We start from the raw sequence: 26,494 nt of genomic DNA on the forward strand, positions 1-26,494 counted from the left end.
TGCTTCTTACACCACGCCCCGGGACACGATCCAGCGTACGGCGGTACATCTCGGGGCGGTGCCGACCCGAGCACATCATGGCTTGCTCCAAACGGCCAGGATGGTTGATGCCGACGCGGCGAAGGCGACGATTACGCCGGAACAGCATCCTTCCGTCAGGCAACCCGACCGGCCAAAGTGTGACGCCAGGCCCCCCGCCCCGGTCCTTCAGTTCGGATCTTTCAACCAATCGGGCAGCACGCGGTCACCCGCATTTTCCTGGATGTACTGGCGAATCAGCCTGCGTACCACCTGGGAAGGTGTGAGATCCCGACTGGCGCAGATCTCCTCGAAGATCTTCTTCTTCCGGGGATCAATCAGCAGGGTCAGCCGTGCAGTGCGTTTTTCCGCCATCGCGTATTTTTAATTAACATCATATTCACATTGAAAGCGATGATACATATCATGTAATGTGTACGCAATGCACATTGACGTGTCGGTTTCATCGCACGCGTCACAACCCTGTAGGAATCCTGTCTTGAGCGCAGACGCTCAGTTCTCCCGGTTCGCGGGCCGGGCCGAAGTCGGTACCGGAGCCGCCGCGGTTCCGCTCTTGCGTCGTCGACGTCGCAACCGGCGCCGCGACGGTGCCGCCCGGAAAACGCCATGACGGAACTCGACGGGATCCTGTGGATCATCTCGGCGTGGCTCGCGCTCGGCGCCATCGGTGTCGTTGTGTTGCAGAGCACGATGTTCGTGGCCAGGGTGCTGTTTCCGGTCGGCGGCGTCCTGGCGCTCGCGCTGGCGGTGATCGCGGTGCTCGGGTTGCTCTCCGACCCCCAGACCAGAGTGCTCGCGCTGGGCTTGCCTGGCCTTCCGTTTCACTTGCGCCTGGACGGACTGTCGGCCTTCTTCCTGCTCGTCATCGGTGCTGCAGGCACCGGGATCTCGATCTTCGCCGCCGGTTATTTCCGCCACGGCGAAGGCACGCCGCCCGGCCTGCTATGCCTCGAGTACCACGTGTTTCTCGCGAGCATGGCCATGGTGACGCTGGCCGACGATGCCTATTCCTTCATGGTGATGTGGGAGACGATGGCGCTCGCGTCCTTCTTCCTGGTCACGGCCAATCATCGCGTGCCTGCAATTCGTCAGGCGGGTTTCCTTTATCTGCTCATCGCCCACGTCGGCGCGCTCGCGATCCTGCTGTGCTTCGGCGTGCTGCAGGCGGGCACCGGCGACTACACGTTCGCGAACATGCGCGCACAAGACCTGTCACCATTCTGGGGCTCGGCGGCCTTCCTGCTTGCAACCATCGGGTTCGGCGCCAAGGCCGGCATCGTGCCGCTGCATGTGTGGCTGCCCGAGGCACACCCGGCTGCGCCGTCGCCGGTCTCCGCGCTGATGAGCGGCGTGATGCTGAAGACGGCGATCTACGGCCTGTTGCGGGTCACCTTCGATCTGGTCGGGATGCCGCTGTGGTGGTGGGGGGTCGTGTTGCTCGCGCTCGGACTCGTCACCGCAGTCTTCGGAGTGGTGTTCAGCGCCGCTCAGACGGACATGAAGCGGCTGCTCGCGTACTCGTCGATCGAGAACATCGGCCTGCTGTTCGTCGGAATCGGTCTCGGCGTCTTGTTTCACGCCTACGGCATGACTGCGCTCGCAGGCCTGGCCCTGACCGCAGCGCTCTATCACGTCATCAGCCATGCGTTCTTCAAGAGCCTGTTGTTCCTCGCCACTGGTTCGGTGCTGCACGCAACCGGCGAGCGCAGCCTGGGCAAGCTCGGCGGACTGATCCGGCGCATGCCCTGGGTCGCGACGCTTGCGCTGGTGGGCATCCTGACGAGCGCGGGCCTGCCGCCCTTTTCCGGTTTCGTCGCAGAATGGATGCTGTTGCAGAGCTTTCTGTTCACCACCGACCTGCCGAACTCGTTCCTGAACATGCTGGTCCCGGTGGTCGCCGCGGCGATTGCGCTCGTCGCCGCGCTCGCCGGCTACGTGATGGTGAAGTTCTACGGCGTCGTGTTCCTCGGCCAGCCGCGCGAACCGAAGCTGGTCGATGCCAAACCGGCTTCCTCGCTCGAGCGCGCCGGACTCGTGTGGCTAGGCGCAGGCTGCATCATGCTCGGACTTTTTCCGGTGCCGGTGATCGGCCTCATCGACCCGGTGACACAGGTGCTGATCGACGGCGGCATCGCCGCTACGGTGCGTGCCAACGGCTGGCTGCTGCTGGCGCCGACTTCGATCGAACGCGCGAGTTACGGCCCACTGATGTTCCTGCTCGTGGTGGCGCTCGGGACGTGGCTCGCGGTGCTGCTGGTCCGTCGGGTCTATCACGGCAGGATCCGGCGCGCCCCGCCCTGGGATTGCGGCTTTCCCGCACAAACCGCGCGCATGCAGGATACCGCCGAAGGTTTTGGGCAGCCGATTCGACAGATATTCGAACCGGTGTTCCGCATGAAGCGCGAGTTGCCCCGGCCCTTCGACGCGAAGCCGGTGTATCGGGTGATCATCGAAGACCATTTCTGGCACTGGCTGTACCTGCCGATCGCAAGACTCACGGAGCGGCTCGCCCGCCTCTTCGGGCGCCTGCAGCAGGGGCGCATCTCGATCTATCTGATGTACAGCTTCTTCACGCTGATCGTTCTGCTGCTGGTGATGAAATGGTGACGCTGTCCGGAATCTTCGCTCAGTTGCTCGCGATCGTGCTCGCGCTGGCGCTCGCGCCGCTGCTGACCGGCTGGGTCAATCAGTGGCGTGCGTGGCTGCAGAACCGCCGTGCACCAAGCCTGTTCCAGCCCTACCGGCTCTTGCACAAGCTGTTCAACAAGGAATCGGTGGTGGCTGAATCGGCCTCTCCCCTGTTCCGGTTCGCCCCCTACATCGTGTTCGGTTGCATGGCGCTCGCATGCGGAATCGCACCGACGCTGTCGACCGAGTTGCCACTCGCCCCGGTTGCAGACGCGATCGCGCTGGTCGGGCTGTTCGCACTCGCGCGCACGTTCATGTCGCTCGCGGCGATGGACATCGGCACGTCGTTCGGCACGCTCGGCGCGCGACGCGAGATGCTGATCGGTTTTCTCGCGGAACCAGCGCTGATGATGGTGCTGTTCTCCGCATCGCTGATCACGCAATCGACGTCGCTCGCACGCATCGTCGAGACGCTCGCACACCAGCCGCTCGCGATCTATCCGAGCCTGGCGGTCGCCGGGGTGGCCTTCACGATGGTGTCGCTCGCCGAGAACGCCCGTGTGCCGGTCGACAACCCGGCCACTCACCTCGAACTGACGATGATCCACGAGGCGCTGATCCTGGAATATTCGGGCCGCCACCTCGCGCTGATCGAGTGGGCGGCCTCATTGAAACTGTTCGCGTACTCGGTGATCGGTCTCGCGCTGTTCTTTCCGTGGGGGGTCGCCGAGGCCGTCACGCCAACCGCGATCCTGTTTGCGATTCCGGTGCTCGTCGCGAAGCTCGCGATCGGCGGCGTGCTGCTTGCACTGGTCGAGACCATCAACGCGAAGATGCGGCTCTTCCGCGTGCCGGAGTTTCTTGCAACCGCCTTCCTGCTCGCGGTCATCGCGCTGCTCGTACACGTGTTGCTGGGAGCCTAGGATGAAAGAGTCCCCAAGTTCGCTTCATTCGCTGTCCGCAACGGGGCCGCAGGCCGCCATCACGACGGCCCGGCGGGAGATCTGACGTGGACGCGCTGCTCGCCCAGACCATCGACCTGTTCGCGGTGCTGTTGCTGGTGCTCGCCTTCGCGATGATCGCGCAAAGGCGCATCCTGACCCTGATCCATCTTTTCACGCTGCAGGGCGTGTCACTCGTGGCTGCGACGCTGGTGGTCGCATACCTCACCGGGCACACTCACCTGTATTTTTCGGCGGCCATCACCTTCGTGGTGAAGGTCGTGGCGATCCCGATTCTGCTGCATCGCGTCATCGACCGGCTGAACGTGCGCTGGGACGTCGAGACGCTGGTGAACATCCCGGCGACGATGCTGATCGGGATCGTGCTGGTGATCATCGCGTTCAACCTTGCGGCGCCAATCGCCAGCCTTTCTCAAGCACTGGCCGGCGACACGCTGGGCATCGCGCTCGCGTGCGTGCTCCTTTCGCTGCTGATGATGATCGTGCGCTCGAAGGCGGTACCGCAGGTGATCGGGTTCCTGTCGATGGAGAACGGCCTGTTCTTTGCCGCAACGGCCGCCACCAGCGGAATGCCGATGATCGTCGAACTGGGTATCGCATTCGACGTGCTGGTCGGGATCCTGATTCTCGGCGTGTTCATGTTCCAGATCCGCGAGCAGTTCGACAGTCTGGACATCCACCACATCGAAAAGCTGAAGGACGACTGATGGAAGCCCTCGCGCTCGTGCTGTCGATTCCGCTCATCGGCGGGCTTGTGCTGGCATGGTGTGGCGACCGTGAGGTCGCCTATGACATCAACGCCGCGGTCAGCCTGCTGACCTTCCTGGTATCGCTGTGGCTGACCTTCATCGTGATCCGCGACGGTCCGCTCCTCGTATGGGGCGCGTGGTTCTTCGTCGATGCTCTGAACGTCTTCCTGGTCACGCTGACCGCCCTCGTCGGCTTCACCACGTCGCTGTTCTCCCGCCCCTACATGCGCATCGAGCTCGCCCACGGCAAGATGACGGCGCGGCGGATGCGTCTTTATCACAGCATGTACCAGTTGTTCAATTCGATGATGCTGGTGGCGCTGACCACGAACAACCTGGGGATTCTGTGGGTCGCGATGGAAGCGGCCACGCTGGCAACGGTCCTGCTGGTCTCGGTATACCGCACACCGGCGAGTCTCGAAGCGGCCTGGAAATACTTCATCCTGTGCGGCGTCGGCATCGCACAGGCGCTGTTCGGCACGATCCTGATCTACCTGGCCGCGGAACGGGCCATGGGCGGCGGCGACGACGCGTTGCTGTGGACCCATCTCGCCGCATCCAAGCATCTGCTCGACCCGGACATCCTGACGCTCGCCTTCGTGTTCGTGCTGATCGGCTACGGGACCAAGGTCGGTCTGGTGCCGCTGCACAACTGGCTGCCCGATGCCCATGCGGAGGGTCCGACACCCATCTCCGCCGTCCTTTCGGGGCTTTTGCTCAACGTCGCGCTTTACGCGATCCTGCGCTGCAAGGTGCTCGCAGACGGTGCGCTCGGCAATGGCTTGCCCGGCCAGATGATGATCGGTTTCGGGCTGGTCACGGTGGTCTCAGCGGCCTTCTTCCTGTCGCGTCAGCGCGACGTGAAACGCATGTTCGCCTACTCGTCGATCGAACACATGGGTTTGATCACCTTCGCATTCGGCATCGGCGGGCCTATCGCGAACTTCGCAGGCCTGCTGCACATGACTGTCCATTCACTGGTGAAGTCGGCCATCTTCTTCGCAGTCGGGCATGCGGTGCAGAAGGCGGGAACACAAGCGATGGAAGACATTCGCGGACTGGTCAAGGTGAGTCCGACCGTCGGGTGGGGTCTGATGATCGGGACACTGGCGATTCTGGGTATGCCGCCGTTTGGTGTGTTCGCAAGCGAGTTCCTGATCCTGACGACGGCGATGCGAGAGCTGCCCTGGTCCACGCCGCTGTTGTTGGTGGCACTCGCGGTCGCGTTCGCGGCGATCTTCGGGCGAGTTCACCCGATGGTGTTCGGGGAAACCGCGCTGCAACCGCTGCCGCACCCGCCGGCGCTGGTGCCGGTATTCGTCCACCTCGCGCTGGCGCTGATGCTGGGCCTTTACATTCCGCCGTATCTGAACACCTGGTATGAACAGGCCGCGCGCATGATCGGAGGCGGAACATGAGATTCCTGGGCCTGGAAATCGACTTCGCGCGTATCGACGCGCCGCTGCCGATGTATCGCGCGGGCGTGGATCGCGCGCAATGGATAGAGCTGGCACGCCGCATCGTCGAAGCGCACGGCAGACTGGTCAGCCTGTGGGGTACAGACCGCGACGACACAGGTCACGGACTTGTCGTAGCGGCCGCATACGCGATCTCCGACGGCCTGTTGTGGGTGGAGTTGCCGCTGGAAGAGCCCAACGCGGCGTATCCGGATCTGTCATGTTTCTTTCCGGCGGCCGCCCGTATGCAGCGGGCCACCCACGACCTGGTCAGCTTTGACGCCGAGGACGCGACCGACCGACGCCCCTGGCTGCGCCACGGCGCGTGGCCGGCGGACTATTTCCCGCTTCGCCGCGACCATACCGGACAGGAACGCTTCGATCTGCAGCCTGACGATTACCCGTTCGTGTTCGTCGAGGGCGATGGCGTGCACGAGATAGCGGTGGGACCGGTCCATGCAGGCATCATCGAACCCGGCCATTTTCGCTTCTCGGTGGTCGGTGAGAAGTGCTTGCGACTCGAAGAGCGCCTCGGTTACAAGCACAAGGGCATCGACAAGCGCTTCATCGGCATGGATCTCGAATCCGGCAGCCGGCTCGCGGGTCGGGTCAGCGGCGACAGCACCGTCGCGTACGCATGGGCCTATGCGATGGCGACCGAAGCCCTCGACGGCACGCAAGTTCCAGCGCGTGCGCAATGGCTGCGCGCGCTGATGCTCGAACGCGAACGCATTGCGAATCATCTCGGCGATCTCGGCGCGATCGGCAACGACGCCGCGTTCGGCTTCGCGCTCGCGCAGTTCTCGCGACTGCGGGAAGACTGGCTGCGGGCGAACCTCGACGTGTTCGGCCACCGCTTGATGATGGACTGCGTCGCGCCGGGCGGTGTCCTCGGCGATCTGGCCGACGACGATCGGGATCGCCTGCGCATGCAGGCGGCCGAAACCGCACGCGCGGTCCGCGAGCTCAGGAGCATCTTCGAGGAGCACGCGGGCCTGCAGGATCGGTTCGTGACGACGGGTCGCGTGACGCCGGAACTCGCTGCCGCGTTCGGTCTGTCCGGAATGGCCGGCCGTGCCAGCGGCCAGGCGGCCGACCTCCGCGTCGATCACATGTGGCCGCCCTACGACACGCTCGCAGTACGCATCGCGACTGACACGAGGGGCGATGTCGCGGCCCGCGTCGCGATGCGCTTCGACGAAGTGTTCGAGTCGCTGCGGTTGATCGAGGCCTTGCTCGCCGGTCTACCGGCCGGCGAGTTGCGGCGCACCGTCGGCGCCCCGGTCGAGCGCTTCGGTGCCGGTTGGATAGAGGGCTGGCGCGGCCCGATCTTCGTCGCGCTCGAAACCGACGCGCATGGCCGCATCACTCGCTGCCATTGTCACGACCCGTCGTGGGAGAACTGGCCGGTGCTCGAGCACGCGGTAATCGGCAACATCGTGCCGGATTTTCCGCTGATCAATAAATCCCTGAATCTGAGCTACGCGGGGCACGACTCATGAGCCAGGTTCAGCCGATTCATCCATTCAGGGGGCCTTCATGTGGCATGTTCTGAAGCGCATCGCTCGAAGCGGGCTCGTCAGCGAGCCCGCACCCCAGGCCGAGACGGCATGGCGCACCGAGGCTCAGCAGATTCAGCAGCGCATCCTGTCGATACTCGGCCGCTCACTGGCCATACGCGAAGTCGATGCAGGTTCATGCAACGGATGCGAACTGGAAATCAACGCGTTGAACAACCTCTATTACAACATCGAAGGTCTGGGCATCAAGTTCGTGGCCAGTCCGCGCCATGCGGACATGTTGCTCGTGACCGGTCCCGTATCGCGCCACATGGAGATCGCGCTGAAGCGCACCTGGGACGCCACGCCCGCACCAAAGCTGGTCGTGGCGGTAGGCGATTGCGGTTGCACAGGCGGGATTTTCGGCGAAAGCTATGCCAGCTGCGGACGCGTATCGAACGTGATCCCGGTCGATGTCGCAGTGCCCGGTTGCCCACCGCCGCCGCTCGACATCCTGCGCGGCATTCTGGCTGCCGTCCACGGCCCTGAAACAACGTCCACCGACTCGTCCGACCCATCGCCTTTGAGCGACATGACACCAAGGCCGCGTTGAGCGCGCTCGAGCCCGGCTGAAGAAAAGACCTTCGACCGGCTAGGCCAGCCCCAAGCAGCGGGTCAAGCACGCAGCCGCACATGCGCCTTGCCCCTGCATGACAAAGCCCGGATCGCGTCCGGGCTTCGGGGCGTTTGGTGGGTGCTGACGGGTTCGAACCGCCGACATTCGCCTTGTAAGGGCGACGCTCTACCAACTGAGCTAAGCACCCGCTCTGGATGAGGAGACTGCCCTCCTCGAAAAGCGCATTATTCTAGTGCATCTTTCAGGCCGTTGCCAGCGCGGAACCCGGGCACTTTTGCCGCCTTGATCTTGATCGCCTTGCCTGTACGAGGGTTTCGACCGGTGCGCGCGGAGCGATCGCATCGACAAGTTCGGATTTATTCACCAAAACTCCTTTCTGATCGTTCGACGTCGTTATGGAACGCCGCGCACCAAGCGACGTCGCAGGGAATGAACCGACCAAGCGACCTTGATGGTCCCTGCACGATCGTCATAGCGCGCTGAATTCAGGCATGTCAACAACGCAGAAAAACCCGTTTCGGCTACAGACCCTGGTCGGAGAGGGGCCGAAACGATGCTGAACGCGACGCCATGTGCCGACCAAGCCGCCCACAGATCCCGAGGCAGACTCGCTGCCGCGAATGCAACCGGTCAGCCCTTCCCGTCACGCAATATGCGACGCAGCACCTTGCCCACATTGGTCTTGGGCAGTTCCTCGCGAAACTCGATCAGATGTGGAACCTTGTAGGCGGTCAGGTTCGCCCTGCAATGCGCGATGATGTCGTCCACCGTCAATGACGGGTCCTTCCTCACCACGAACAACTTGACCGCTTCTCCGCTGTGTTCATTCGGAACGCCGACTGCGGCGACTTCGATGACGCCGGGATGGCTCGCCACCACATCCTCGACCTCGTTTGGAAAGACGTTGAAACCCGAGACCAGAATCATGTCCTTCTTTCGATCGACGATTCGAACGAATCCGCGCTGATCGATCGTTGCGATGTCGCCGGTCCGAAGGAATCGATCGTGTGTGAAAGCCCTCGCGGTGTCCTGGGGCCGGTTCCAGTATTCACGCATCACCTGCGGGCCACGCACGCACAATTCGCCGGGTCGGTCGAAACCCACCTCATCTCCGTCCTCATTGCGGATGCTGACATCGGTGGACGAAACAGGCAGCCCGATGGCGTGATTGAATTCCTCAAGGTCAAGCGGGTTGATCGTGACCGCCGGCGATGTTTCGGTGAGCCCGTAAGCTTCGATCAACGCCTTTCCCGTGACCCGTTGCCAGCGCTCGGCAACCGCCTGCTGGACCGCCATCCCGCCCCCCAGCGCGAAATTGAGTCCGGAGAAATCCAGCTTCGCGAAGTCCGGGTTGTTCAGCAACGCATTGAACAGGGTGTTGACCCCGGTCATCACGGTGAAGCGGTGTTTGCCCAGTTCCTTGACGAAGCCGGGAATGTCGCGCGGATTGGCAATCAGCACGTTGGTCGCACCGATCTTGAAGAACGTCAGGCAGTTCGCCGTCAGCGAGAAGATGTGATATAGCGGCAAGGCGGTGATAATGACCTCTTCACCCTCGGCCAGAAACGGCTTGATCCATGCGTGCGCCTGCTGCAGGTTCGCGATGATGTTTCCATGGGTCAGCACAGCACCCTTGGCCGTGCCGGTCGTTCCGCCGGTGTACTGCAGATATGCGATATCGTCGTGACCGACATCGACCGGCTGCAGACGATGGGCCCCTCCGCGACGCAGCGCCTCGGAAAATCCGATCGCCCCCGGCAGGCGCCAGGGCGGAACCATCTTCTTCACTTGGCGTACGACGAAGTTGACGATCTGCGCTTTCGGGAAACCCAGCATCTCCCCGAGCGAGGTCACGATAATGTGACTCACGCTGACCTTGTGCAGCACCGTGTCCAGCGTGTGGGCAAAGTTCTCGACGATGACGATGGTGTCGACGCCGGCATCTTCCAGCTGATGTTCGAGTTCCCGCGGCGTGTATAAGGGATTCACGTTCACCACGGTGTATCCGGCCCTGAGCACACCGAACATCGCGATCGGGTACTGCAGCAGGTTGGGCATCATCAGCGCGACCCGGGATCTGGGCGGAAGCTTCAACACCTGCTGCAGATAGGCGGCGAAACTCGTCGAAAGCCGGTCCAGCTCTTCATAGCTGATACGACGGCCCATCGAGATATAGGCGGTGCGCGGGCCGAACTTTCGAACACCCTGCTCGAAAAGATCACCGAGCGAGGCAAACTCGTCTACGTCGATCTCCGCGGGGATGCCTTCCGGGTAGCTCTTCAGCCAAACCTTGTCCATGCCTTCTCCTCATCCGCCTGGAAAGCTGTCATGTCGCAGACAGTTCGATTCCAGCCAGACGGCCGCGCGCCATCACGCTACCGGATATGCCGGGCTTTCGGCCAGAGCGGGACTAACGCATAACCATGTCCCGCGCGGAAAACTCAACGCTCGCCAGTGTCCTCGGGCCAGTTGCGAATGTAGTTCTTGAGCATGCGGTTCTCGAAACTCTGCTCTTCGAGCACCGCCTTTGCCACGTCATGGAAGGACACCACGCCCATCAGCGTGAGATCCTCCATGACGGGCAGATAGCGCTGGTGATGATCCACCATCAGTCGACGCAATTCATCCATTTCCATGTTCGGCGAAGCCGTCATCGGCGACGCGACCATTGCGTCACGCACCGGGGTTCGTCCCCATTCGGCCCCGCCTCGATGAACCGCCTGCAGGACCTCGCGGAAAGTCACGATCCCAGCCATGCGCCCACCTTCGAACACGACGACCGATCCGACGTCCTGCTCGGTCATGATTTCGACCGCTTCGGCCAGAGGCCTATCGGCGGCCACCGTATAAAGGACCTTGCCCTTGATTGCGAGAATTTCGCTGACCAGCATCTTCACAGTCTCCCAGTATTGCGTCGCCGCGCGAGCGCGAGCGTCGAGAATCTCAAGCGCGAGGGGTCGCCTGCGTTGACGGCCCCGATCAGATTAACCGCGATCGACACCTTCACCCGCTCCCGCGTTCGGCGCGAGCCGACATCACTTGATCAGCTCTGACAGCTTGTCCTTGCGGGCCGCCCATTCGTCCGCGTCAGGCAGCGCATCCTTGCGCTCGACGATCGGTTTCCACTGCTTGGACAACTCCGCATTCAACGCGATGAAATGGACCTGATCGGACGGCACGTCATCTTCGGCATAGATCGCCTCGACGGGGCATTCGGCGACGCACAGCGTGCAGTCGATGCACTCCTCCGGATCGATGACGAGGAAATTCGGACCTTCACGAAAACAGTCCACCGGACACACGTCGACGCAGTCGGTGTACTTGCACCGGATGCAGGATTCGGTCACCACATAGGTCATGTCAAATTCTCCACTCGCTTGAACCAGGCCTGCGACGGCGGGCGCACAGGCCGAACGCGCTCAATATAGCCGAGTCGCGCCCTTTTTTACCACGCCGAATCGGTAGTAATCGACGAATTCCTGCGGAAATTCTTGACGCGGCAGGCGGCTTCGCATAACTTCTGGAAAAACCTATAAAGACTTCGGCCCGACCGAGCCTCACCCTCCGAGCCAGTTCTGGCTCGACTCCCGATTAGAATCACGATCGCCACCCCCTGAAGCGAGGAACCATGAGCGAGCATATTCATTACGTTACCGATGCCAATTTCGAAGCCGAAGTGCTGCAGGAGCAGACACCGGTTCTGGTCGATTACTGGGCCGAGTGGTGCGGGCCGTGCAAGATGATTGCACCGATCCTCGACGACGTCGCGAAGGAATATTCCGGCAAACTCAAGGTCGCCAAGCTGAACATCGACGAGAATCAGGAAACGCCGGCGAAGTTCGGTATTCGCGGAATCCCGACGCTGATGCTTTTCAAGAACGGCAACATCGAAGCGACCAAGGTCGGTGCGCTCTCCAAATCGCAACTGACCGCATTCCTCGACAGCAATCTCTGAACGCCTCCGATATCAGACGATATCCCTAGCGGCGCCCGCGGGGCACACACTCCCGACCCGGCGCCGCTCGCAACACCCCCCGCCATCCTCCCCTCATTAGTTTCACTCACTTACGCTCAATCGCGTCCCGCTGCCATGCAACTATCGGAGTTAAAAGCCCTCCACGTCAGCCAGCTCCTGGAGATGGCCACGGTCAGTGGCATTGAAGGTGCCAACCGGCTGAAAAAGCAGGAGCTCGTGTTCGCCCTGCTCAAGAACACCGCCAAGAAGGGCGAACCGATATTCGGCGACGGGGCACTCGAGGTACTGCCCGATGGATTCGGTTTTCTGCGTTCTCCGGATACCTCGTATCTGGCCGGTACCGACGACATCTATGTGTCGCCTTCGCAAATCCGGCGCTTCAACCTGCGCACCGGCGACACCATCGAAGGCGAGATCCGCACGCCGAAAGACGGTGAGCGCTACTTCGCGATGGTCAAGCTGGACAAGATCAACGGCGAATCGCCGGAGAACTGCAAGAACAAGATCCTGTTCGAGAACCTGACCCCGCTGCATCCGAACGAATGTCTGAAGCTCGAACGCGACATGCGCGGCGAGGAGAACATCACCGGTCGGATCATCGACATGATCGCGCCGATCGGCAAAGGTCAGCGCGGACTGATCGTGTCGCCGCCCAAGAGCGGCAAGACCGTGATGTTGCAACACATCGCGCATGCGATCACATCCAATCACCCCGACGTGGTCATGATCGTATTGTTGATCGACGAGCGCCCGGAGGAAGTGACCGAGATGCAGCGTTCGGTGCGTGGCGAGGTCGTCGCCTCGACCTTCGACGAACCCGCATCGCGTCACGTCCAGGTCGCGGAGATGGTCATCGACAAGGCCAAGCGACTCACCGAGCACAAGAAGGACGTCGTGATCCTGCTCGATTCGCTGACCCGTCTCGCGCGCGCCTACAACACCGTCGTGCCCGCCTCCGGCAAGGTGCTCACCGGTGGTGTGGATGCCAACGCGCTGCAAAAACCCAAGCGCTTCTTCGGCGCGGCCCGCAACATCGAGGAAGGCGGCAGTCTGACCATCATCGCTACCGCACTGATCGACACCGGCAGCCGCATGGACGATGTCATCTACGAGGAATTCAAGGGTACCGGCAACATGGAACTGCACCTCGACCGGCGCATGTCCGAGAAGCGCGTCTATCCGGCGATCAACGTCAATCGCTCGGGCACCCGACGCGAGGAACTGCTGATGAAGCCGGACATCCTGCAAAAGGTCTGGGTACTGCGCAAGCTGTTGTACGGCATGGATGACATCGATGCGATGGAATTCCTGCTCGACAAGGTCAGGGCGACAAAGAGCAACGCGGAGTTCTACGACGCAATGCGCTCCGGACGCTGAGCCTGGAGCAGCCCCCTGCGCATCGACGGAGCCACCCGAACGGGTGGCTCCGTCGCTTCAGAACACATCCTACTTGCTGTAATCGAAGAAACCCCGACCGGTCTTGCGCCCCAGATAGCCAGCCTCGACCATCTCGACCAACAGCGGTGCGGGCCGATATTTCGGGTCCTTGAAACCCTCGAACAGCACCTGCATCACCGCCAGTTCCACATCAAGTCCAATCAGGTCGCACAGGGCCAACGGCCCGATCGGGTGGTTGCAACCGAGCTTCATCGCTTCGTCTATCTCGGCCGCCGACGCGAGACCTTCGCCCAGTGCGAACACCGCCTCGTTGATCATCGGGCACAGCATCCTGTTGACCACGAAGCCCGGGCTGTTCCGGACCTGCACCGGCGTCTTGCCAACCGCGCGAGACACCTCCTCCACAGCGGCATGGGTCTCATCCGAAGTCTGCAACCCACGTATCAGTTCGACCAGGGCCATCAACGGAACAGGGTTGAAGAAATGCATGCCGATTACTTTGTCGGGCCGGCGGGTAGACGCGGCCAGCCTGGTGATCGAGATCGACGACGTGTTGGTCGCGATGATCGCGTCGGCGCTCATGCAGTCGTCCAACTGGGCGAAAATCTTGAGCTTGATATCGAGATTCTCGGTAGCTGCCTCGATGACCAGATCGACATCGGCCATCGCGCCGATCGCCTTGCTGGTGCTGACGCGGCCCATCACGTCAGCCTTCTGCGCCTCGGTCATCTTCTCCTTCTTGATCAGGCGATCCAGGCTGCCGGAAATCGTGCTGACCCCACGTTCCAGCGCGTCGTCGCTCACATCGGACATGATTACCTCGAAACCGGCTACCGCGAACGTCTGCGCGATTCCGTTGCCCATCGTCCCGGCGCCGACGACGCCCACCCTGCGAATGCTCATTGTGTCGCTCTCCCGTTCGTGATGATCGACGCCCGATCGGTCTGGAAGATCGATCCATACCTGGACGTACGTTTCAACTCTAACCCACGGCTGCGCTGCGCGCCAGTCAGTGTCATATGTGTCGGCGACGCGGCCAACGGAGATGCTCAGAAAAAAAGGGAGCCCTATGGGCTCCCTTTCGAAGTTGGCGGAGTGGACGGGACTCGAACCCGCGACCCCCGGCGTGACAGGCCGGTATTCTAACCAACTGAACTACCACTCCAGAACTGCAGCCGCTCGTTCGAACGGCGGTGGTCTTGGACAAAAAGACCACCAGAATCTGGCGTCCCCACGGGGATTCGAACCCCGGTTACCGCCGTGAAAGGGCGATGTCCTAGGCCTCTAGACGATGGGGACCTAGCTTTGCTGCTGTCTGGTGGAGGTAAGCGGGATCGAACCGCTGACCTCTTGCATGCCATGCAAGCGCTCTCCCAGCTGAGCTATACCCCCTGACAGAGCAAAGCATTATAGTCATGCACCCCAAGCGCCGCAAGCCTCCCGGCCTGCCCTGCACCTGTTGAACAGTGCACCATGCACAAGCATGACGCGATCGTACTGGCGGAGTGGACGGGGCTCGAACCCGCGACCCCCGGCGTGACAGGCCGGTATTCTAACCAACTGAACTACCACTCCAAAACCACAACCGGATGACATCCCGGCATCCGACGCGCGATCCCTGCGCATCTGAAATTCCTGGCGTCCCCACGGGGATTCGAACCCCGGTTACCGCCGTGAAAGGGCGATGTCCTAGGCCTCTAGACGATGGGGACCCGGCTCTTTCGTTGGTGGAGGTAAGCGGGATCGAACCGCTGACCTCTTGCATGCCATGCAAGCGCTCTCCCAGCTGAGCTATACCCCCGACGGCGAAAGAGCGCGCATTATAGGGTGCGCTCCCGACCGTGTAAAGCCTCCATCCGGAATTACACCGATCACAGCAGCTTGCCGGGATTCATCAGGCCACGAGGATCGAAAGCCGACTTGAGCATGCGCATCATCTCGATCTCGAGCGCCGACTTGTAGCGCACAATCTCGGTCCGCTTGAGCTGGCCCAGCCCGTGTTCGGCCGAGATCGATCCCTCCAGTTCATGAACGAGATCATGAACGATCAGATTGATCTCCGACGTACGGTCAAGAAAGGTCTGGTTGTCGATGGAATCCGCTTTCGAAAGGTTGTAGTGCAGGTTTCCGTCGCCGATATGGCCGAATGCGACGATGCGCGCATCCGGCCAGCGCTGCAGCAGTGCCGTCTCCGCCCGACGCAGAAAATCTGGAATGCGGCTCACCGGCACGGCAATGTCATGCTTGATGCTGAACCCCTCGATTCGTTGTGCCTCGGAGACGTTCTCGCGCAGCGCCCACAGCGCCGCGGACTGGGCCAGCGTGTTCGCAATCACCGCATCACGCACCAGGCCCGACTCGAGCGCATCGCCCAGCTCACGCTCCAGCAACACGTCCAGAGCCGCATCCTCGACCGTGTCCGACAACTCCATCAGCACCGACCACTCGCCTGGTGGATCGATCGGTGCGCGCGCACCGGGGACATGCTTGAGCACCAGTCGCAACGCCTCGAGCCCGACGATCTCGAACGCGGTGACACGGTCGCCGCAGCTCGATTGCAGCCGGTTCAGCAACTGGACGGCCGCATCCGGATCGACGACTTCCACCCAGGCCGTAGCGCGACTGCGCGGACGCGGAAACAGCTTCAGCACCGCGGCGGTGACGATGCCCAGCGTACCCTCGGCACCGATGAACAACTGCTTCAGATCATAGCCGGTATTGTTCTTGCGCAAACCCCGCAGACCATCCCAGACCCGACCGTCCGGGAGCACGACCTCGACGCCGAGCACCAGGTCGCGCATGTTTCCATAACGCAGCACCTGCACGCCGCCGGCATTGGTCGACACGTTTCCGCCGATCTCGCAACTGCCTTCGGACGCCAGCGACAGCGGAAAGAGTCGGTCCGCGTCGGCCGCGGCCTTCTGGATGGCCGACAGCGTGCAGCCGGCCTCGACCACCAGCGTATTGTTCGCAGCATCGACCGACCGGAGCCTGTTGAGGCGGGACAGGTTGATCACCACCGACCGCGACCCGGGCAAGGGTGTGGCGCCGCCACACAATCCGGTATTGCCGCCCTGGGGCACGATGGCCACCCCGCGAGCCGAACAGAGGGTGACGACGGACGCCACCTCCTCCACGTTGCCCGGATGGACCACCGCGATCGCGTCCCCGCTGTAACGACCCCGCCAGTCGGTGAGATAAGGTGCCATCGCCTGTGAAGTCGAGCAAATCCGATCGGCGCCGACCACCGCTGTCAGAGCGCGAGTGAGACCCTGATCCACTGCAAGACTCATTGCGGAGCCTCCATGATTTGATTCAGCAGTGACTGCACCCGCTCGACTGCAGCCACGCCCTCGTCGATCGCCTCACGCGCGCGGTCGAATTCCATCATGTTCAGATGGGCGACCCGCGGCGAGATCAGCACGTCTGCCGGTTCGCCCGCAAGCCGGCTGCGAGCGATACGCATCTGCATGATGTTGATGCTGGACGCAATCACGTCCGGAAGCGAGGGCAAGTCCGACTGCGCATCATCATCCACGTCGTCGGTCTGGGTCGCACCGCTGCGCAGGCCGATCGAACCGAGCAACTTCTGCGTCCAGCCGCCTTCCGGAAGCAAAGGCAGGGTCCGTCCCCGCCTGCGCGTCTTGCCGACCATGCCCGAACCCAGTTCGACCGCGATCACGATCTCCGCACCGAGCGCCCTGCACAAGGAGACCGGCACCGGATTGACCAGCCCACCATCGACCAGCACGCGACCATGGCGCATCACTGGAGAAAACAATCCGGGCAATGCGATCGACGCCTGCACCGCTGCGGCGATGCTGCCGTCACGCAACCACACTTCCCGGCCCGAGGTCAATTCGGTCGCCACACAGGCAAAGGGCTTGGAAAGCTCGGAAAAATCATCGAGAAAGAAATGTTCGGCGCAATGCTGAACCACCCGATCACCGCGGATCAGGCCGCTCTTCAGACTGATGTCGAGCATGGACACGACATCCTGCCAATCGAGCGAAGTCAGCCATTGACCGAGCGCGTCGAGGCGCTCCGAAACCAGGGCCGCACCGACCAGCGCACCGACCGAGCATCCGCACACCACATCGGGTCTGATGCCCGCACGCTCGAGCGCCTGGACGACGCCGATGTGAGACCAACCACGCGCTGCACCGCTGCCGAGCGCCAGACCGATGACCGGACGCCCGTCCCGTTTCTCGATCGGCGCAGATTCGTACATCACCGCCCAGGAGGCTGTCGAGCTTGAGCGATCGTCACCAGCCGAGTGGGAAAGCGACAACATATCTGGTTGATTTTGAGGCGCATAGTGGTTCTATGCAACGAAAAATCGGGCAGATATGGACCGCTTATCCCACCGGCGCAGTAGATCAGTCTCAAGTCCGACAGCCTCCTAGCTCAGTGGCTCGGCATAAAGGTCGTGCACGTCGCAGTCGGTGATCCGAACCCGCGCGAATTCGCCCACCTCGAGATGCTCGCCGTTCGGAATCACGACCAGACCGTCGATCTCCGGCGCGTCCGCACATGATCGTGCAAGCGCGCCTTCCTCGTCGACATCGTCGACCAGCACCGTCATCTCCCGGTCGATCCAGCGCTCAAGCCGCTGTGTCGAAATGTCCTCCTGAAAGGCCATCAGACGCATGCGACGCTCCTCGCGAACGTCGTCCGGCAACGGATCGGCGAGCGCATTGGCGGCGGCGCCCTCGACCGGCGAATAGGCGAATGCGCCGACCCGATCCAGTCGGGCCTCGTTCAGAAAGTTCAGCAACTGCTCGAAGTCTTCCTCTGTCTCTCCCGGGAATCCGGTGATGAAGGTCGACCGTATGGTCAGGTCGGGACAGATGCTGCGCCACGTGCGAATACGCTCCAGCACGTTCTCCGAACTTGCGGGGCGCTTCATCGCCTTCAGGATGCGCGGGCTCGCATGCTGGAACGGAATGTCCAGATAGGGAAGGATCTTCCCTTCGGCCATCAGTGGAATCAGGTCATCCACACTTGGGTACGGATAGACGTAGTGCATCCGGATCCACACGCCCAGATCCCCGAGTGCCCCGGCCAGTTCAAGCAGACGTGTCTTGAGCGGCCGACCGTTCCAGAAGCCGGTGCGGTATTTCAGGTCGACACCGTAGGCGCTGGTGTCCTGGGAGATCACCAGAATCTCCCTGACGCCGGCGTCGACCAGCGCCTCGGCCTCCTTCATCACGTCGTGAATCGGTCGGCTGACCAGATCACCGCGCATGGCCGGTATGATGCAGAAGCTGCACCGGTGATTACAGCCTTCCGAGATCTTCAGATAGGCATAATGCCGCGGCGTCAGCCGAACGCCCTGCGGTGGCACCAGATCGGTGAACGGGTCATGCGGCTTGGGAAGATGCAGATGCACCGCCCGCATCACCTCCTCGGTGGCATGCGGGCCGGAGACTGCCAGCACCTGCGGGTGCGTCGCCATCACGACATCATCCTTTGCCCCGAGGCAACCGGTCACGATCACCTTGCCGTTCTCGGCCAGCGCCTCGCCGATTGCATCGAGCGATTCCTCGACGGCCGCATCGATGAAGCCGCAGGTATTGACCACGACCAGGTCGGCATCGTCGTAACTGCCGGAGATGTCGTAGCCCTCGGCGCGCAGGCGCGTCAGGATGTGCTCCGAATCGACCGTCGCTTTCGGGCACCCCAGCGAAACGAACCCCACCCGGGGCGCATCCTGCACTTTTCTCGGAATCATCTTGTCCTGTTGGCTGTCGCCGTCGTGATTCGGCGGTCGATGTGGACCTTCGGCATCCTTGCGGATGCTGGCCACATTCTGCCTATTTCTTTACGGTCGGGCGATCACCGCCGGCACCGGTGCCGGACGAAGGCGCGGACACCTTCTCGGTGTCGGTCTGCTCACCGGCCGGACCGTGCTTCGATTCGTCGCCCTCGCCATGCGGGTATTTCGGGAAGGGGAAGCCGGCGAACATGTTGCGGGTCTGACTCTCGATCTGTTCCTGCATCTGATCGAACATCTTCTTGCTCTGATCGACGTAGGTCCCCATCACGCTCTTCAGTGCGGGGCCCTGGAAGTTCAGGAACTGTGCCCACAAGTCCTGGCTGATCGGACTGTTCTCACCGTAGATCGTGCGCGCCTGCTCCTGGAGCTTGGCCTGCATTTCGGTAAAGGCCTTGATGTTGTTCTCCAGGTACTTGCCCATCATGCCCTGCGTCGCGTTGCCATAGAAACGGATCATGTGCGAGAGCAGGTCGCTGGTGAACATCGGCGCCCCACCCGCCTCCTCCTCCAGAATGATCTGGAGCAGAATGGCCCGGGTCAGATCCTCGCCGCTTTTTGCGTCGACGACCTGGAATTCTTCTCGACTGAGTACCAGTTCCTTCACATCTGCAAGCGTGATGTAAGAACTCGTCCGCGTATCGTATAGACGACGATTCGGGTACTTCTTGATCAGTCTGAGCTTTTCCGCCATGTTCTCACTCTCCTCATCGGCAAAATGCCGCACCGCAACTGCAATTATAACGCTTGGTAAACAAAAAGCCCCGGCAATCGTCGGGGCTTTCGCCGAATCTGCAGCAGTCGAAATGCTGCGTCAGCACATATGCAGACCACCATTGATGTTGATCGTCGCACCGGTGATGTAGCCGGCCAGTTCGGAAGACAGGTAGGCACACAGCGCTCCAATCTCCTCTGGCTTGCCCAGACGCTTCATCGGCACGCTGTCGATGATGCCCTGACGGATGTCGTCACGGATCGCCATCACCATGTCGGTGCCGACGTAACCGGGCGCGACCGCATTGACCGTGACGCCCTTGGTGGCCAGCTCGGCCGCCAGCGCCTTGGTGAAACCGAGCACACCGGCCTTCGCGGTGGAGTAATTCGTCTGGCCGGCCTGCCCCTTGATTCCATTGACCGAGGAGATATTGATGATCCGTCCCCAGCCCCGCTCGGCCATCTTGGCGGAGATGTGGTGGGTCACGTTGAACAAGCTGTTCAGATTCGTGTTGATCACCGCATCCCATTGCGCCTTTTCCATCTTCGGGAAGAACTTGTCGCGGGTGATGCCGGCGTTGTTGATCAGTACATCGATCGGACCGACCTCGGCCTCTATTCTGGCGACCATATCCCGGCACGACTCGTAGTCGGAAACGTCACCTTCGGCCGGGATGAACTCGAAACCGAGGGCCTTCTGGCTGGCAAGCCATTCGTCTTTCGGCGGAAAACCCGGAAGACAGTTGGCCACCACCTTCATACCATCCTTGGCCAGCGCCTGGCAGATTGCGGTACCGAGACCACCCATCGCGCCGGTCACGAGTGCGATTCTTTGGGACATTTTCCTATCCTTTTGCAACAAGTTGGATACTGAAGGCACGCCGCGCTGCGGCAAAAGCCACGGGGGTGCTTCAACTGAGCCTGCGGGCCCCATTCAGGCCACCCAGCGCGTTGGATTATACCCTTGTTTGAGCATGGATGCTGCGACGCAATAAGTTCCGGTCAAAAAAAACGCCCGGGTCGCGGGCGCTTTTCGGAAGTCAGTACGACGGGTTTTATCCAGCGGTCACACGAACGATGTGACACGCACGCGAACCCGTCGTAGCAGCGACGTGGTCAGAACATGTGCTGACCACCGTTGATCGAGATGTTGGCGCCCGTCACGAAGGCTGCCTCTTCGGAAGACAGGTACGCAACCAGGCCGGCGATCTCCTCGGGCTTGCCCAGACGGGACACCGGGATCTGCGGCAGGATCTTGGAATCCAGGATTTCCTGAGGAATCGCCATCACCATCTTGGTCCCGATATAGCCCGGAGAGATGGTATTGACCGTCACGCCGTTGCGTGCGACTTCCAGTGCCAGCGCCTTCGTGAAGCCGTGCATGCCAGCCTTGGCAGCAGAGTAATTGGTCTGGCCGAACGCACCCTTCTGGCCGTTGACCGACGACACGTTGATGACACGACCCCACTTGCGCTCGACCATGCCGTCGACGACCTGCTTGCTCATGTTGAACACGCTGTCGAGGTTGGTGCTGATCACCGCATCCCAGTCGGCCTTGGTCATCTTCCTGAAGGTCATGTCACGCGTGATGCCGGCGTTGTTCACCAGCACATCGACCGGCCCGACGTCCTTGGTCACCGCCTCCACGCAGGCCTTGGCCGATTCGAAGTCGGCAACGTCGCACGGATAGGCCTTGAAGCCATAACCCATGTTGTGCATGTTCGTCAGCCACTCCGACGCCTTGGTGTTACCCGGTGAATGCGTCGTCACCACTTTGTATCCCAGCGCAGCGAGCTTGATGCAGATCGCTTCGCCGAGACCGCCCATACCGCCCGTTACAAGTGCAACTCTGGTCATTGTGCTTACTCCTCTCCCGTTTCATCTCTCGAAGGGCTTGATGCGATATCAGGCAGCGCCCCCCGTATCCGCTGCCGTCAGCTTGAATCGTTGATACGTTTGCCAGTCGGCCCCCAGGCGCTGGTTCAGGCCCGCTCCTTCACGTAGCGCCCCGGCGCCGGCTCGATCGGCTTGTAGCGCGCGTTGCCCGCCTTGCCGCGCGCCGCTATCTGCTTGCCGCCCCGAGCCTTGAGCCAGTCGATCCAGTGCAGCCACCAGCTGCCTTGCTGTTCGTTCGCCCCCTCCAGCCATTCATCCGGATCGGCGATGTTGGTGGCGTGGGTCCAGTAACTGCGACGATTCTTGGAAGCCGGATTGATCGCACCCGCGATGTGACCGCTGGCCGCAAGCACGAAGGTGGTCTCGCCACCGAGCAGCGGCCGCGCGTGATACGCACTCTTCCACGGCACGATGTGATCTTCCCGCGCGGCCAGCAGATAGGCCGGTGCATCGACCTTGCCCAGATCCACCTTCACGCCCAGCATTTTGAGTTTGCCCGGTACGCGCAGGCTGTTCTCGAGATACATGTTGCGCAGATACCAGGTCAAAAACGGACCCGGCAGATTGGTCGAATCCGAGTTCCAATACAGCAGATCGAAGGCCTGCGGTTTCTTGCCCTTCAGATAGTTGCCGACCACGTACTGCCAGATCAGGTCGTTGGCACGCAAGGCCGAAAAAACGTTGGCCAGTTCCTGGCCCTTCAGCAAGCCCCCCTTGCCGATCGCGGCTTCGCGCGCGGCCACGCTCGCCTCATCGACCAGACATCCCAGTTCGCCTGCTTCGGCGAAGTCCAGCAGCGTCGTCATCAGCGTCACGCTCTCGACCGGATCCTCGCCCTTGCCACGCGCGACCGCCAGCGCCGACGACAGGATGGTGCCGCCCACGCAGAAACCGAGTACGTTCGGCTTCTTCACACGGGTCACCGCGCGCACCACGTCCAGCGCCTCGAGCGGCCCTTTCTGCAAGTAGTCATCCCAGCCGAAGCGAGACTCCGCAGGGCCGGCGTTCTTCCATGAAATGAGGAAGACGGTGAACCCCTGCTCCACCACGAATCTCACCAGAGAATTCTCGGGCTGCAGATCCATGATGTAGAACTTGTTGATGCATGGCGGCACGATCAGCAACGGCTTCTCCGCGACCTTGTCGGTCAGCGGTGCGTACTGGATCAACTGCATGAGTTCGTTCTCGTGGATCACCGAGCCGGGCGTCAGTGCGAGATTGCGACCCACTTCGAAAGCGGCGTCGTCGGTCATCGAGATCCGGCCCTTCTCCAGGTCGGCAAGCAGGTTCTGAATCCCGGTCGTGATGCTCGCCCCCTGGGTTTCCAGCGCCGCCTTGACGAACTCCGGATTGGTCGCTGCAAAGTTTGACGGCGACAACGCATCGAGATATTGACGCGTCAGGAACTGCAGCCTGGATTTCGCCCGTCCATCGGCGATCGGCATCGCATCCGACATCTGCCTGAGGAAGTCGGAATTGACCAGATAGGCCTGACGAACGTAGTCGTAAAGGGGGCTTTCCGTCCATTCGGGCGCCGAAAAGCGCCGATCACCCGGCTCTGGCGACGCCACCGGTTCGGACACGTCGCCCGGTCTGCGCTGCAACATCGACGCCCACAGTGCGGCATGCCGCTCGGCGAAAGCCTTATGCAGTTGCCCGAGCTCATCCGTCTCCGGCGTCGGCAGGGTCGTCACCGGCTCCCCGCCGCTGTCCTGGATCACCGCATGCTGACGCGCCAGCATGCCAAAGAAGTTCTGGGCCATCGCCTGGCCGAGCTGAAGCATCCCGTCCATCATCGCGTTCGAATTATTGTCTTTGGAATCGGACATCAACCCCTCCTGAGGCACTTCTGGTCGACCGTAAGCACGGCAACCCATAAAAAAACAAGACTTGTACCATGCTCCAGCCAACTCATGGCCCAACCGGGTAGAATCGACGCCATGTACCTCGTCGCAATCGCCTGGATATACGTGGTCTTGCTCGTCTCAATTGCCAACACCACGGTCGTCGGCGGCGTGCTCACCTTCCTGTTCGCGGGTCTCGGACCGCTTGCGCTTTTTCTATGGATTTTCGGCACGCCAGCACGTCGAAGAGCTGCGGCATTGCGAGATGACGAGTCGGCGACAGGTATGAACGATAGAGCCGAATCCGATCCGGATCAATAGCCGCATCGTTTGTGCGGATCGCGATGGCGCGACTCGGCCGACCCGTGACCGCATGCGGTGCGGACATCATTCGCTCAGCCACACCAGTGTGGCGAAGCGGCCGGTGACGCGGTCACGGCGATAGGAATAGAAGCGCCCAGCGTCCGAGAAAGTACACCATCCGCCCCCCCCGACCCGCTCTACACCAACGTTTTGCAGGCGGTTGCGCGCCAGCTGGTAGAGGTCGGCCATCCATTTTCCGGGCGCACCGGCGGGCCTGAACGCCACGCCCAGGTCAGGATCGCCCGATATGAAGCGATCGCGCACCTCGTCGCCAACCTCGAAGGCGTCCGGTCCGATCGCCGGGCCCAACCAGGCCCGCAATCGCCCGGGTGCCACCCCCATGCGGTCGACGGTCGTCTCGAGTACGCCTGCGGCCAGCCCACGCCAGCCCGCATGCGCCGCGGCCACCACCGATCCGGCATCGTCGCAAAGGATCACCGGCAGGCAGTCGGCGCTCATCACCGCACAGACCACCCCCGTACGACGCGCAACCGCGGCATCGGCCATCGGCGGCGCGTCACCCGCCATCACATGATCGAGTTCCGCAACCACCGTGCCGTGCACCTGCTCCAGCCACACCGGCTCCGCGGGCAGATGACTACGCACAAGCGCCCTGTTCTCCTGCACCGCTTCCGGATCGTCACCTACATGCAGTCCAAGATTGAGAAACTCGTAAGGCGATCGACTCACCCCCCCCGCACGGGTCGTCACCAACGCATGCACGTTCGTCGGGGCCTCCCAGACCGGACGAATGAAGCCGGTCGCACTCACGCAACGACACCCGACCGCAGGAATTGAAGAAGCGACGCGAGATCCTGCGCGATCGGAACCTCCCAACACATCGCGTCACCGCTGAACGGATGGCGCAGGCCGAGGCGGAACGCGTGCAGCGCCTGCCGCGGAAACGCATCCAGCGGGTTGCAGCCGGTGCGTCGTGCGCGGTAAGTGCCGTCGCCGATCAGCGGGTGACCAATGTGGGTCATATGCACCCTGATCTGGTGCGTACGGCCGGTTTCTAGTCGACACTCGACCAGCGTCGCCAGCGCGAATCGTTCGCGCACCGTGTAATGCGTCAAGGCCCGCCGGCCCGACCCGACAACCGCCATGCGAGTTCGACTCACCGGATGCCGCCCGATCGGCGCGTCTATCGTGCCCGAACCGGTCAGCTGGCCCTGCACCAGCGCGACATAGTGCCGCGTCACGCTACGCGCCTGCAGTTGCCTGATCAAGTCCGTCTGGGCCTCCAGTGTCCGGGCGACGACCATCAGACCACTGGTGTCCTTGTCCAGCCGATGCACGATGCCGGCGCGCGGCACGCCCGCCAGTTCAGGGGCATGATGCAACAAGGCGTTGAGCAGCGTCCCGCTCCGGTTTCCGCTGCCCGGATGGACCACCAGTCCAACCGGCTTGTCGATGACGAGGAGGTGCGCGTCCTCGAAAACGACCTGCAATGGGATGTCCTCGGCGCGTTCGGCACCCCCTTCCTTCGCGGCCGGTTCGTCCACCTGCAAGGCCTCGCCGCCCGATACCTTGAACTTGGGTTCGCGGACCCGTCCATCGAGCTTGACCCGGCTGGCCTTCATCCAGGCCTGCAGGCGGCTGCGCGAATGCGAAGGAAACAGTTTCGCCATGGCTTGATCCAGGCGCAGGCCTGCGAACTCGCGCGGGATCGTCAACGCATGGCAGGAATCGACTTCGCCCTGTGGGCTATAATGTGCCGATTCATTTACCCGAGTGCTTTCAATGGCTGGATTCACCCTGCGAAGTTTAGCGGTAATCGCCGTACTGCTGGTCAGCGGATGCGGTTTGCTGCCCGAGGAGGCCGACGAAACGGCGGGCTGGAGCGCCCAGCAGATCTACACCGAGGCCAGAGGTGCGATGAACGAGGGTTCATATGAACGCGCAATCAGCCTTTACGAGCGCCTCGAGGCGCGCTATCCGTACGGCCGCTTCGCGCAGCAGGCCCAGATCGATATCGCCTACTCCTACTACAAGAGCAATGAACCGGCGCTCGCGATCGCGGCAGCCGACCGTTTCATCCGCTTGCATCCGAACCATCCGAATGTCGATTACACCTATTACCTGAAGGGTCTGGCGACTTTCAACGAAGACCTCGGACTGCTCGGCGGACTCCAGAACCAGGACATGTCCGAGCGCGATCCCAAAGGCGCGCAGGAGTCCTTCGACACCTTCAAGGAACTGGTCACCCGCTATCCGGAAAGCCGCTACACACCCGACTCGCTGCTGCGTATGCAGTATCTGGTGAATTCGCTGTCGGCACATCAGGTGCACGTGGCGCGCTACTATTACCAGCGCGGAGCCTATGTCGCGGCGATCAGCCGCGCCCAGACCGCGATCACGACCTACCCGGGCACACCGGCTACCGAAGAAGCCCTGTTCCTGCTGGTTAAGAGCTACGATGCGCTCGGCATGACCGACCTGCGCGACGACGCCGACCGGGTGATGCGTCTGAACTTTCCGGACAGCGTCTATTTCGCCGGCGGCCCGAAGGTCAGCAAGCCGTGGTGGCAGATCTGGTGAGTCGAAGGCGGCGAA

The 26,494-nt window shown here is 62.0% G+C and carries 24 protein-coding genes, 7 tRNA genes and 1 pseudogene; 10 read left to right on the forward strand and 22 right to left on the reverse strand.

Features of this window, described 5'->3' with window-relative positions; all coding sequences use genetic code 11:
- Positions 1 to 207: 207 nt before the first annotated feature.
- On the reverse strand, positions 208 to 393 hold the full coding sequence (locus ACKVEX_RS13135; protein WP_473216194.1) for a CopG family transcriptional regulator: 186 nt from the start codon (positions 391 to 393) through the stop codon (positions 208 to 210).
- A gap of 252 nt (positions 394 to 645) precedes the next feature.
- On the opposite strand from ACKVEX_RS13135, the gene hyfB reads away from it, so the two are divergent.
- From hyfB to ACKVEX_RS13165, 6 genes are all read left to right on the forward strand, one after another.
- Positions 646 to 2,646, forward strand: a complete 2,001-nt coding sequence (gene hyfB / locus ACKVEX_RS13140; protein WP_473216195.1) for a hydrogenase 4 subunit B — start codon at positions 646 to 648, stop codon at positions 2,644 to 2,646.
- Positions 2,640 to 3,590 (forward strand): respiratory chain complex I subunit 1 family protein, encoded by a 951-nt coding sequence (locus ACKVEX_RS13145; RefSeq protein WP_473216196.1) that lies wholly within the window; start codon positions 2,640 to 2,642, stop codon positions 3,588 to 3,590. Before hyfB ends, ACKVEX_RS13145 begins: the two co-directional genes overlap by 7 nt.
- 86 nt (positions 3,591 to 3,676) lie before the next feature.
- Positions 3,677 to 4,336 (forward strand): formate hydrogenlyase, encoded by a 660-nt coding sequence (locus ACKVEX_RS13150; protein WP_473216197.1) that lies wholly within the window; start codon positions 3,677 to 3,679, stop codon positions 4,334 to 4,336.
- Positions 4,336 to 5,796, forward strand: a complete 1,461-nt coding sequence (locus ACKVEX_RS13155; RefSeq protein WP_473216198.1) for a hydrogenase 4 subunit F — start codon at positions 4,336 to 4,338, stop codon at positions 5,794 to 5,796. Before ACKVEX_RS13150 ends, ACKVEX_RS13155 begins: the two co-directional genes overlap by 1 nt.
- The gene (locus ACKVEX_RS13160; RefSeq protein WP_473216199.1) at positions 5,793 to 7,337 is read left to right on the forward strand and encodes a hydrogenase large subunit; all 1,545 of its coding nucleotides are present in this window, start codon (positions 5,793 to 5,795) and stop codon (positions 7,335 to 7,337) included. Before ACKVEX_RS13155 ends, ACKVEX_RS13160 begins: the two co-directional genes overlap by 4 nt.
- Before the next feature lie 37 nt (positions 7,338 to 7,374).
- The gene (locus ACKVEX_RS13165; RefSeq protein ID WP_473216200.1) at positions 7,375 to 7,947 is read left to right on the forward strand and encodes an NADH-quinone oxidoreductase subunit B family protein; all 573 of its coding nucleotides are present in this window, start codon (positions 7,375 to 7,377) and stop codon (positions 7,945 to 7,947) included.
- 135 nt (positions 7,948 to 8,082) lie between these two features.
- Here the strand turns inward: ACKVEX_RS13165 and ACKVEX_RS13170 are convergent.
- The 5 genes and pseudogenes from ACKVEX_RS13170 to fdxA all read right to left on the reverse strand — a co-directional run bounded on the left by ACKVEX_RS13170 (position 8,083) and on the right by fdxA (position 11,330).
- Positions 8,083 to 8,158, reverse strand: a tRNA-Val gene (locus ACKVEX_RS13170).
- Between the two features lie 37 nt (positions 8,159 to 8,195).
- Positions 8,196 to 8,309: pseudogene (locus ACKVEX_RS13175) on the reverse strand (HU family DNA-binding protein); the annotation flags it as partial.
- Positions 8,310 to 8,601: 292 nt separating this feature from the next.
- Positions 8,602 to 10,269: an AMP-binding protein gene (locus ACKVEX_RS13180; protein ID WP_473216201.1), complete on the reverse strand. Its 1,668-nt coding sequence runs from the start codon at positions 10,267 to 10,269 to the stop codon at positions 8,602 to 8,604.
- 143 nt (positions 10,270 to 10,412) lie between these two features.
- A complete protein-coding gene (locus ACKVEX_RS13185) occupies positions 10,413 to 10,862 on the reverse strand; it encodes a CBS domain-containing protein (protein ID WP_473216202.1) in 450 nt (149 codons plus the stop codon).
- A 144-nt stretch (positions 10,863 to 11,006) separates the two neighbouring features.
- The gene (gene fdxA, locus ACKVEX_RS13190) at positions 11,007 to 11,330 is read right to left on the reverse strand and encodes a ferredoxin FdxA (RefSeq protein WP_473216203.1); all 324 of its coding nucleotides are present in this window, start codon (positions 11,328 to 11,330) and stop codon (positions 11,007 to 11,009) included.
- Between the two features lie 269 nt (positions 11,331 to 11,599).
- On the opposite strand from fdxA, the gene trxA reads away from it, so the two are divergent.
- Together trxA and rho are read left to right on the forward strand one after the other, a co-directional pair.
- Entirely contained in the window at positions 11,600 to 11,926 is a 327-nt protein-coding gene (trxA, locus tag ACKVEX_RS13195) for a thioredoxin TrxA (protein WP_473216204.1), read from the forward strand.
- Between the two features lie 135 nt (positions 11,927 to 12,061).
- Positions 12,062 to 13,324, forward strand: coding sequence for a transcription termination factor Rho (gene rho, locus ACKVEX_RS13200; protein ID WP_473216205.1), 1,263 nt, complete (start codon positions 12,062 to 12,064; stop codon positions 13,322 to 13,324).
- 69 nt (positions 13,325 to 13,393) lie between these two features.
- Here rho and ACKVEX_RS13205 read toward each other — a convergent pair whose 3' ends face one another.
- From ACKVEX_RS13205 to ACKVEX_RS13270, 14 genes are all read right to left on the reverse strand, one after another.
- A complete protein-coding gene (locus ACKVEX_RS13205; protein ID WP_473216206.1) occupies positions 13,394 to 14,248 on the reverse strand; it encodes a 3-hydroxybutyryl-CoA dehydrogenase in 855 nt (284 codons plus the stop codon).
- Between the two features lie 185 nt (positions 14,249 to 14,433).
- A tRNA-Asp gene (locus ACKVEX_RS13210) sits at positions 14,434 to 14,510 on the reverse strand.
- Positions 14,511 to 14,568: 58 nt separating this feature from the next.
- A tRNA-Glu gene (locus ACKVEX_RS13215) sits at positions 14,569 to 14,644 on the reverse strand.
- Positions 14,645 to 14,661: 17 nt separating this feature from the next.
- Positions 14,662 to 14,737: transfer RNA gene (locus ACKVEX_RS13220), tRNA-Ala, on the reverse strand.
- A 106-nt stretch (positions 14,738 to 14,843) separates the two neighbouring features.
- A tRNA-Asp gene (locus tag ACKVEX_RS13225) sits at positions 14,844 to 14,920 on the reverse strand.
- A 61-nt stretch (positions 14,921 to 14,981) separates the two neighbouring features.
- Positions 14,982 to 15,057: transfer RNA gene (locus tag ACKVEX_RS13230), tRNA-Glu, on the reverse strand.
- A 13-nt stretch (positions 15,058 to 15,070) separates the two neighbouring features.
- Positions 15,071 to 15,146, reverse strand: a tRNA-Ala gene (locus ACKVEX_RS13235).
- A 70-nt stretch (positions 15,147 to 15,216) separates the two neighbouring features.
- Positions 15,217 to 16,554 (reverse strand): FAD-binding oxidoreductase, encoded by a 1,338-nt coding sequence (locus ACKVEX_RS13240; RefSeq protein ID WP_473216207.1) that lies wholly within the window; start codon positions 16,552 to 16,554, stop codon positions 15,217 to 15,219.
- Between the two features lie 80 nt (positions 16,555 to 16,634).
- Positions 16,635 to 17,576 (reverse strand): patatin-like phospholipase family protein, encoded by a 942-nt coding sequence (locus tag ACKVEX_RS13245; protein ID WP_473216208.1) that lies wholly within the window; start codon positions 17,574 to 17,576, stop codon positions 16,635 to 16,637.
- Positions 17,577 to 17,747: 171 nt separating this feature from the next.
- Positions 17,748 to 19,079, reverse strand: a complete 1,332-nt coding sequence (gene rimO, locus ACKVEX_RS13250) for a 30S ribosomal protein S12 methylthiotransferase RimO (RefSeq protein ID WP_473216209.1) — start codon at positions 19,077 to 19,079, stop codon at positions 17,748 to 17,750.
- A gap of 82 nt (positions 19,080 to 19,161) precedes the next feature.
- Entirely contained in the window at positions 19,162 to 19,815 is a 654-nt protein-coding gene (gene phaR, locus ACKVEX_RS13255) for a polyhydroxyalkanoate synthesis repressor PhaR (protein WP_473216210.1), read from the reverse strand.
- A 120-nt stretch (positions 19,816 to 19,935) separates the two neighbouring features.
- A complete protein-coding gene (gene phbB / locus ACKVEX_RS13260) occupies positions 19,936 to 20,676 on the reverse strand; it encodes an acetoacetyl-CoA reductase (protein ID WP_473216211.1) in 741 nt (246 codons plus the stop codon).
- A gap of 275 nt (positions 20,677 to 20,951) precedes the next feature.
- Positions 20,952 to 21,692 carry an acetoacetyl-CoA reductase gene (gene phbB / locus ACKVEX_RS13265; RefSeq protein ID WP_473216212.1) on the reverse strand — a complete coding sequence of 247 codons (741 nt, stop codon included), beginning with the start codon at positions 21,690 to 21,692 and terminating at the stop codon, positions 20,952 to 20,954.
- Between the two features lie 125 nt (positions 21,693 to 21,817).
- Complete coding sequence (locus ACKVEX_RS13270) at positions 21,818 to 23,560, reverse strand: PHA/PHB synthase family protein (protein ID WP_473216213.1); 1,743 nt, start codon at positions 23,558 to 23,560, stop codon at positions 21,818 to 21,820.
- Between the two features lie 111 nt (positions 23,561 to 23,671).
- Between ACKVEX_RS13270 and ACKVEX_RS13275 the strand changes: the two genes are divergently transcribed.
- Entirely contained in the window at positions 23,672 to 23,896 is a 225-nt protein-coding gene (locus tag ACKVEX_RS13275; protein ID WP_473216214.1) for a hypothetical protein, read from the forward strand.
- 66 nt (positions 23,897 to 23,962) lie between these two features.
- On the opposite strand, the gene pgeF is transcribed toward ACKVEX_RS13275, so the two are convergent.
- Together pgeF and rluD are read right to left on the reverse strand one after the other, a co-directional pair.
- Positions 23,963 to 24,709, reverse strand: coding sequence for a peptidoglycan editing factor PgeF (gene pgeF / locus ACKVEX_RS13280; protein ID WP_473216215.1), 747 nt, complete (start codon positions 24,707 to 24,709; stop codon positions 23,963 to 23,965).
- Positions 24,706 to 25,695, reverse strand: coding sequence for a 23S rRNA pseudouridine(1911/1915/1917) synthase RluD (gene rluD / locus ACKVEX_RS13285; protein WP_473216216.1), 990 nt, complete (start codon positions 25,693 to 25,695; stop codon positions 24,706 to 24,708). The genes pgeF and rluD overlap by 4 nt, the downstream gene beginning before the upstream one ends.
- Between rluD and ACKVEX_RS13290 the strand changes: the two genes are divergently transcribed.
- Positions 25,682 to 26,479, forward strand: a complete 798-nt coding sequence (locus ACKVEX_RS13290; protein WP_473216217.1) for an outer membrane protein assembly factor BamD — start codon at positions 25,682 to 25,684, stop codon at positions 26,477 to 26,479. The genes rluD and ACKVEX_RS13290 overlap by 14 nt on opposite strands.
- Positions 26,480 to 26,494 lie beyond the last annotated feature (15 nt).

The sequence above is a fragment of the Denitraticella aggregata genome, from assembly GCF_048158365.1.
Taxonomy (GTDB): domain Bacteria; phylum Pseudomonadota; class Gammaproteobacteria; order Burkholderiales; family Rhodocyclaceae; genus Azoarcus_F.

Bases quoted from the DNA above. Each gene is read 5' to 3' on its own strand.
- ACKVEX_RS13290 (WP_473216217.1), top strand. From the start codon at position 25,682: ATGGCTGGATTCACCCTGCGAAGTTTAGCGGTAATCGCCGTACTGCTG.
- ACKVEX_RS13185 (WP_473216202.1), bottom strand. From the start codon at position 10,862: ATGCTGGTCAGCGAAATTCTCGCAATCAAGGGCAAGGTCCTTTATACG.
- rimO (WP_473216209.1), bottom strand. From the start codon at position 19,079: ATGATTCCGAGAAAAGTGCAGGATGCGCCCCGGGTGGGGTTCGTTTCG.
- phbB (WP_473216212.1), bottom strand. From the start codon at position 21,692: ATGACCAGAGTTGCACTTGTAACGGGCGGTATGGGCGGTCTCGGCGAA.
- rho (WP_473216205.1), top strand. From the start codon at position 12,062: ATGCAACTATCGGAGTTAAAAGCCCTCCACGTCAGCCAGCTCCTGGAG.
- ACKVEX_RS13275 (WP_473216214.1), top strand. From the start codon at position 23,672: ATGTACCTCGTCGCAATCGCCTGGATATACGTGGTCTTGCTCGTCTCA.
- ACKVEX_RS13160 (WP_473216199.1), top strand. From the start codon at position 5,793: ATGAGATTCCTGGGCCTGGAAATCGACTTCGCGCGTATCGACGCGCCG.
- hyfB (WP_473216195.1), top strand. From the start codon at position 646: ATGACGGAACTCGACGGGATCCTGTGGATCATCTCGGCGTGGCTCGCG.
- phbB (WP_473216211.1), bottom strand. From the start codon at position 20,676: ATGTCCCAAAGAATCGCACTCGTGACCGGCGCGATGGGTGGTCTCGGT.
- ACKVEX_RS13155 (WP_473216198.1), top strand. From the start codon at position 4,336: ATGGAAGCCCTCGCGCTCGTGCTGTCGATTCCGCTCATCGGCGGGCTT.
- ACKVEX_RS13145 (WP_473216196.1), top strand. From the start codon at position 2,640: ATGGTGACGCTGTCCGGAATCTTCGCTCAGTTGCTCGCGATCGTGCTC.
- ACKVEX_RS13270 (WP_473216213.1), bottom strand. From the start codon at position 23,560: ATGTCCGATTCCAAAGACAATAATTCGAACGCGATGATGGACGGGATG.
- ACKVEX_RS13245 (WP_473216208.1), bottom strand. From the start codon at position 17,576: ATGTACGAATCTGCGCCGATCGAGAAACGGGACGGGCGTCCGGTCATC.
- phaR (WP_473216210.1), bottom strand. From the start codon at position 19,815: ATGGCGGAAAAGCTCAGACTGATCAAGAAGTACCCGAATCGTCGTCTA.
- ACKVEX_RS13135 (WP_473216194.1), bottom strand. From the start codon at position 393: ATGGCGGAAAAACGCACTGCACGGCTGACCCTGCTGATTGATCCCCGG.
- ACKVEX_RS13240 (WP_473216207.1), bottom strand. From the start codon at position 16,554: ATGGCACCTTATCTCACCGACTGGCGGGGTCGTTACAGCGGGGACGCG.
- ACKVEX_RS13180 (WP_473216201.1), bottom strand. From the start codon at position 10,269: ATGGACAAGGTTTGGCTGAAGAGCTACCCGGAAGGCATCCCCGCGGAG.
- trxA (WP_473216204.1), top strand. From the start codon at position 11,600: ATGAGCGAGCATATTCATTACGTTACCGATGCCAATTTCGAAGCCGAA.
- ACKVEX_RS13205 (WP_473216206.1), bottom strand. From the start codon at position 14,248: ATGAGCATTCGCAGGGTGGGCGTCGTCGGCGCCGGGACGATGGGCAAC.
- ACKVEX_RS13165 (WP_473216200.1), top strand. From the start codon at position 7,375: ATGTGGCATGTTCTGAAGCGCATCGCTCGAAGCGGGCTCGTCAGCGAG.
- fdxA (WP_473216203.1), bottom strand. From the start codon at position 11,330: ATGACCTATGTGGTGACCGAATCCTGCATCCGGTGCAAGTACACCGAC.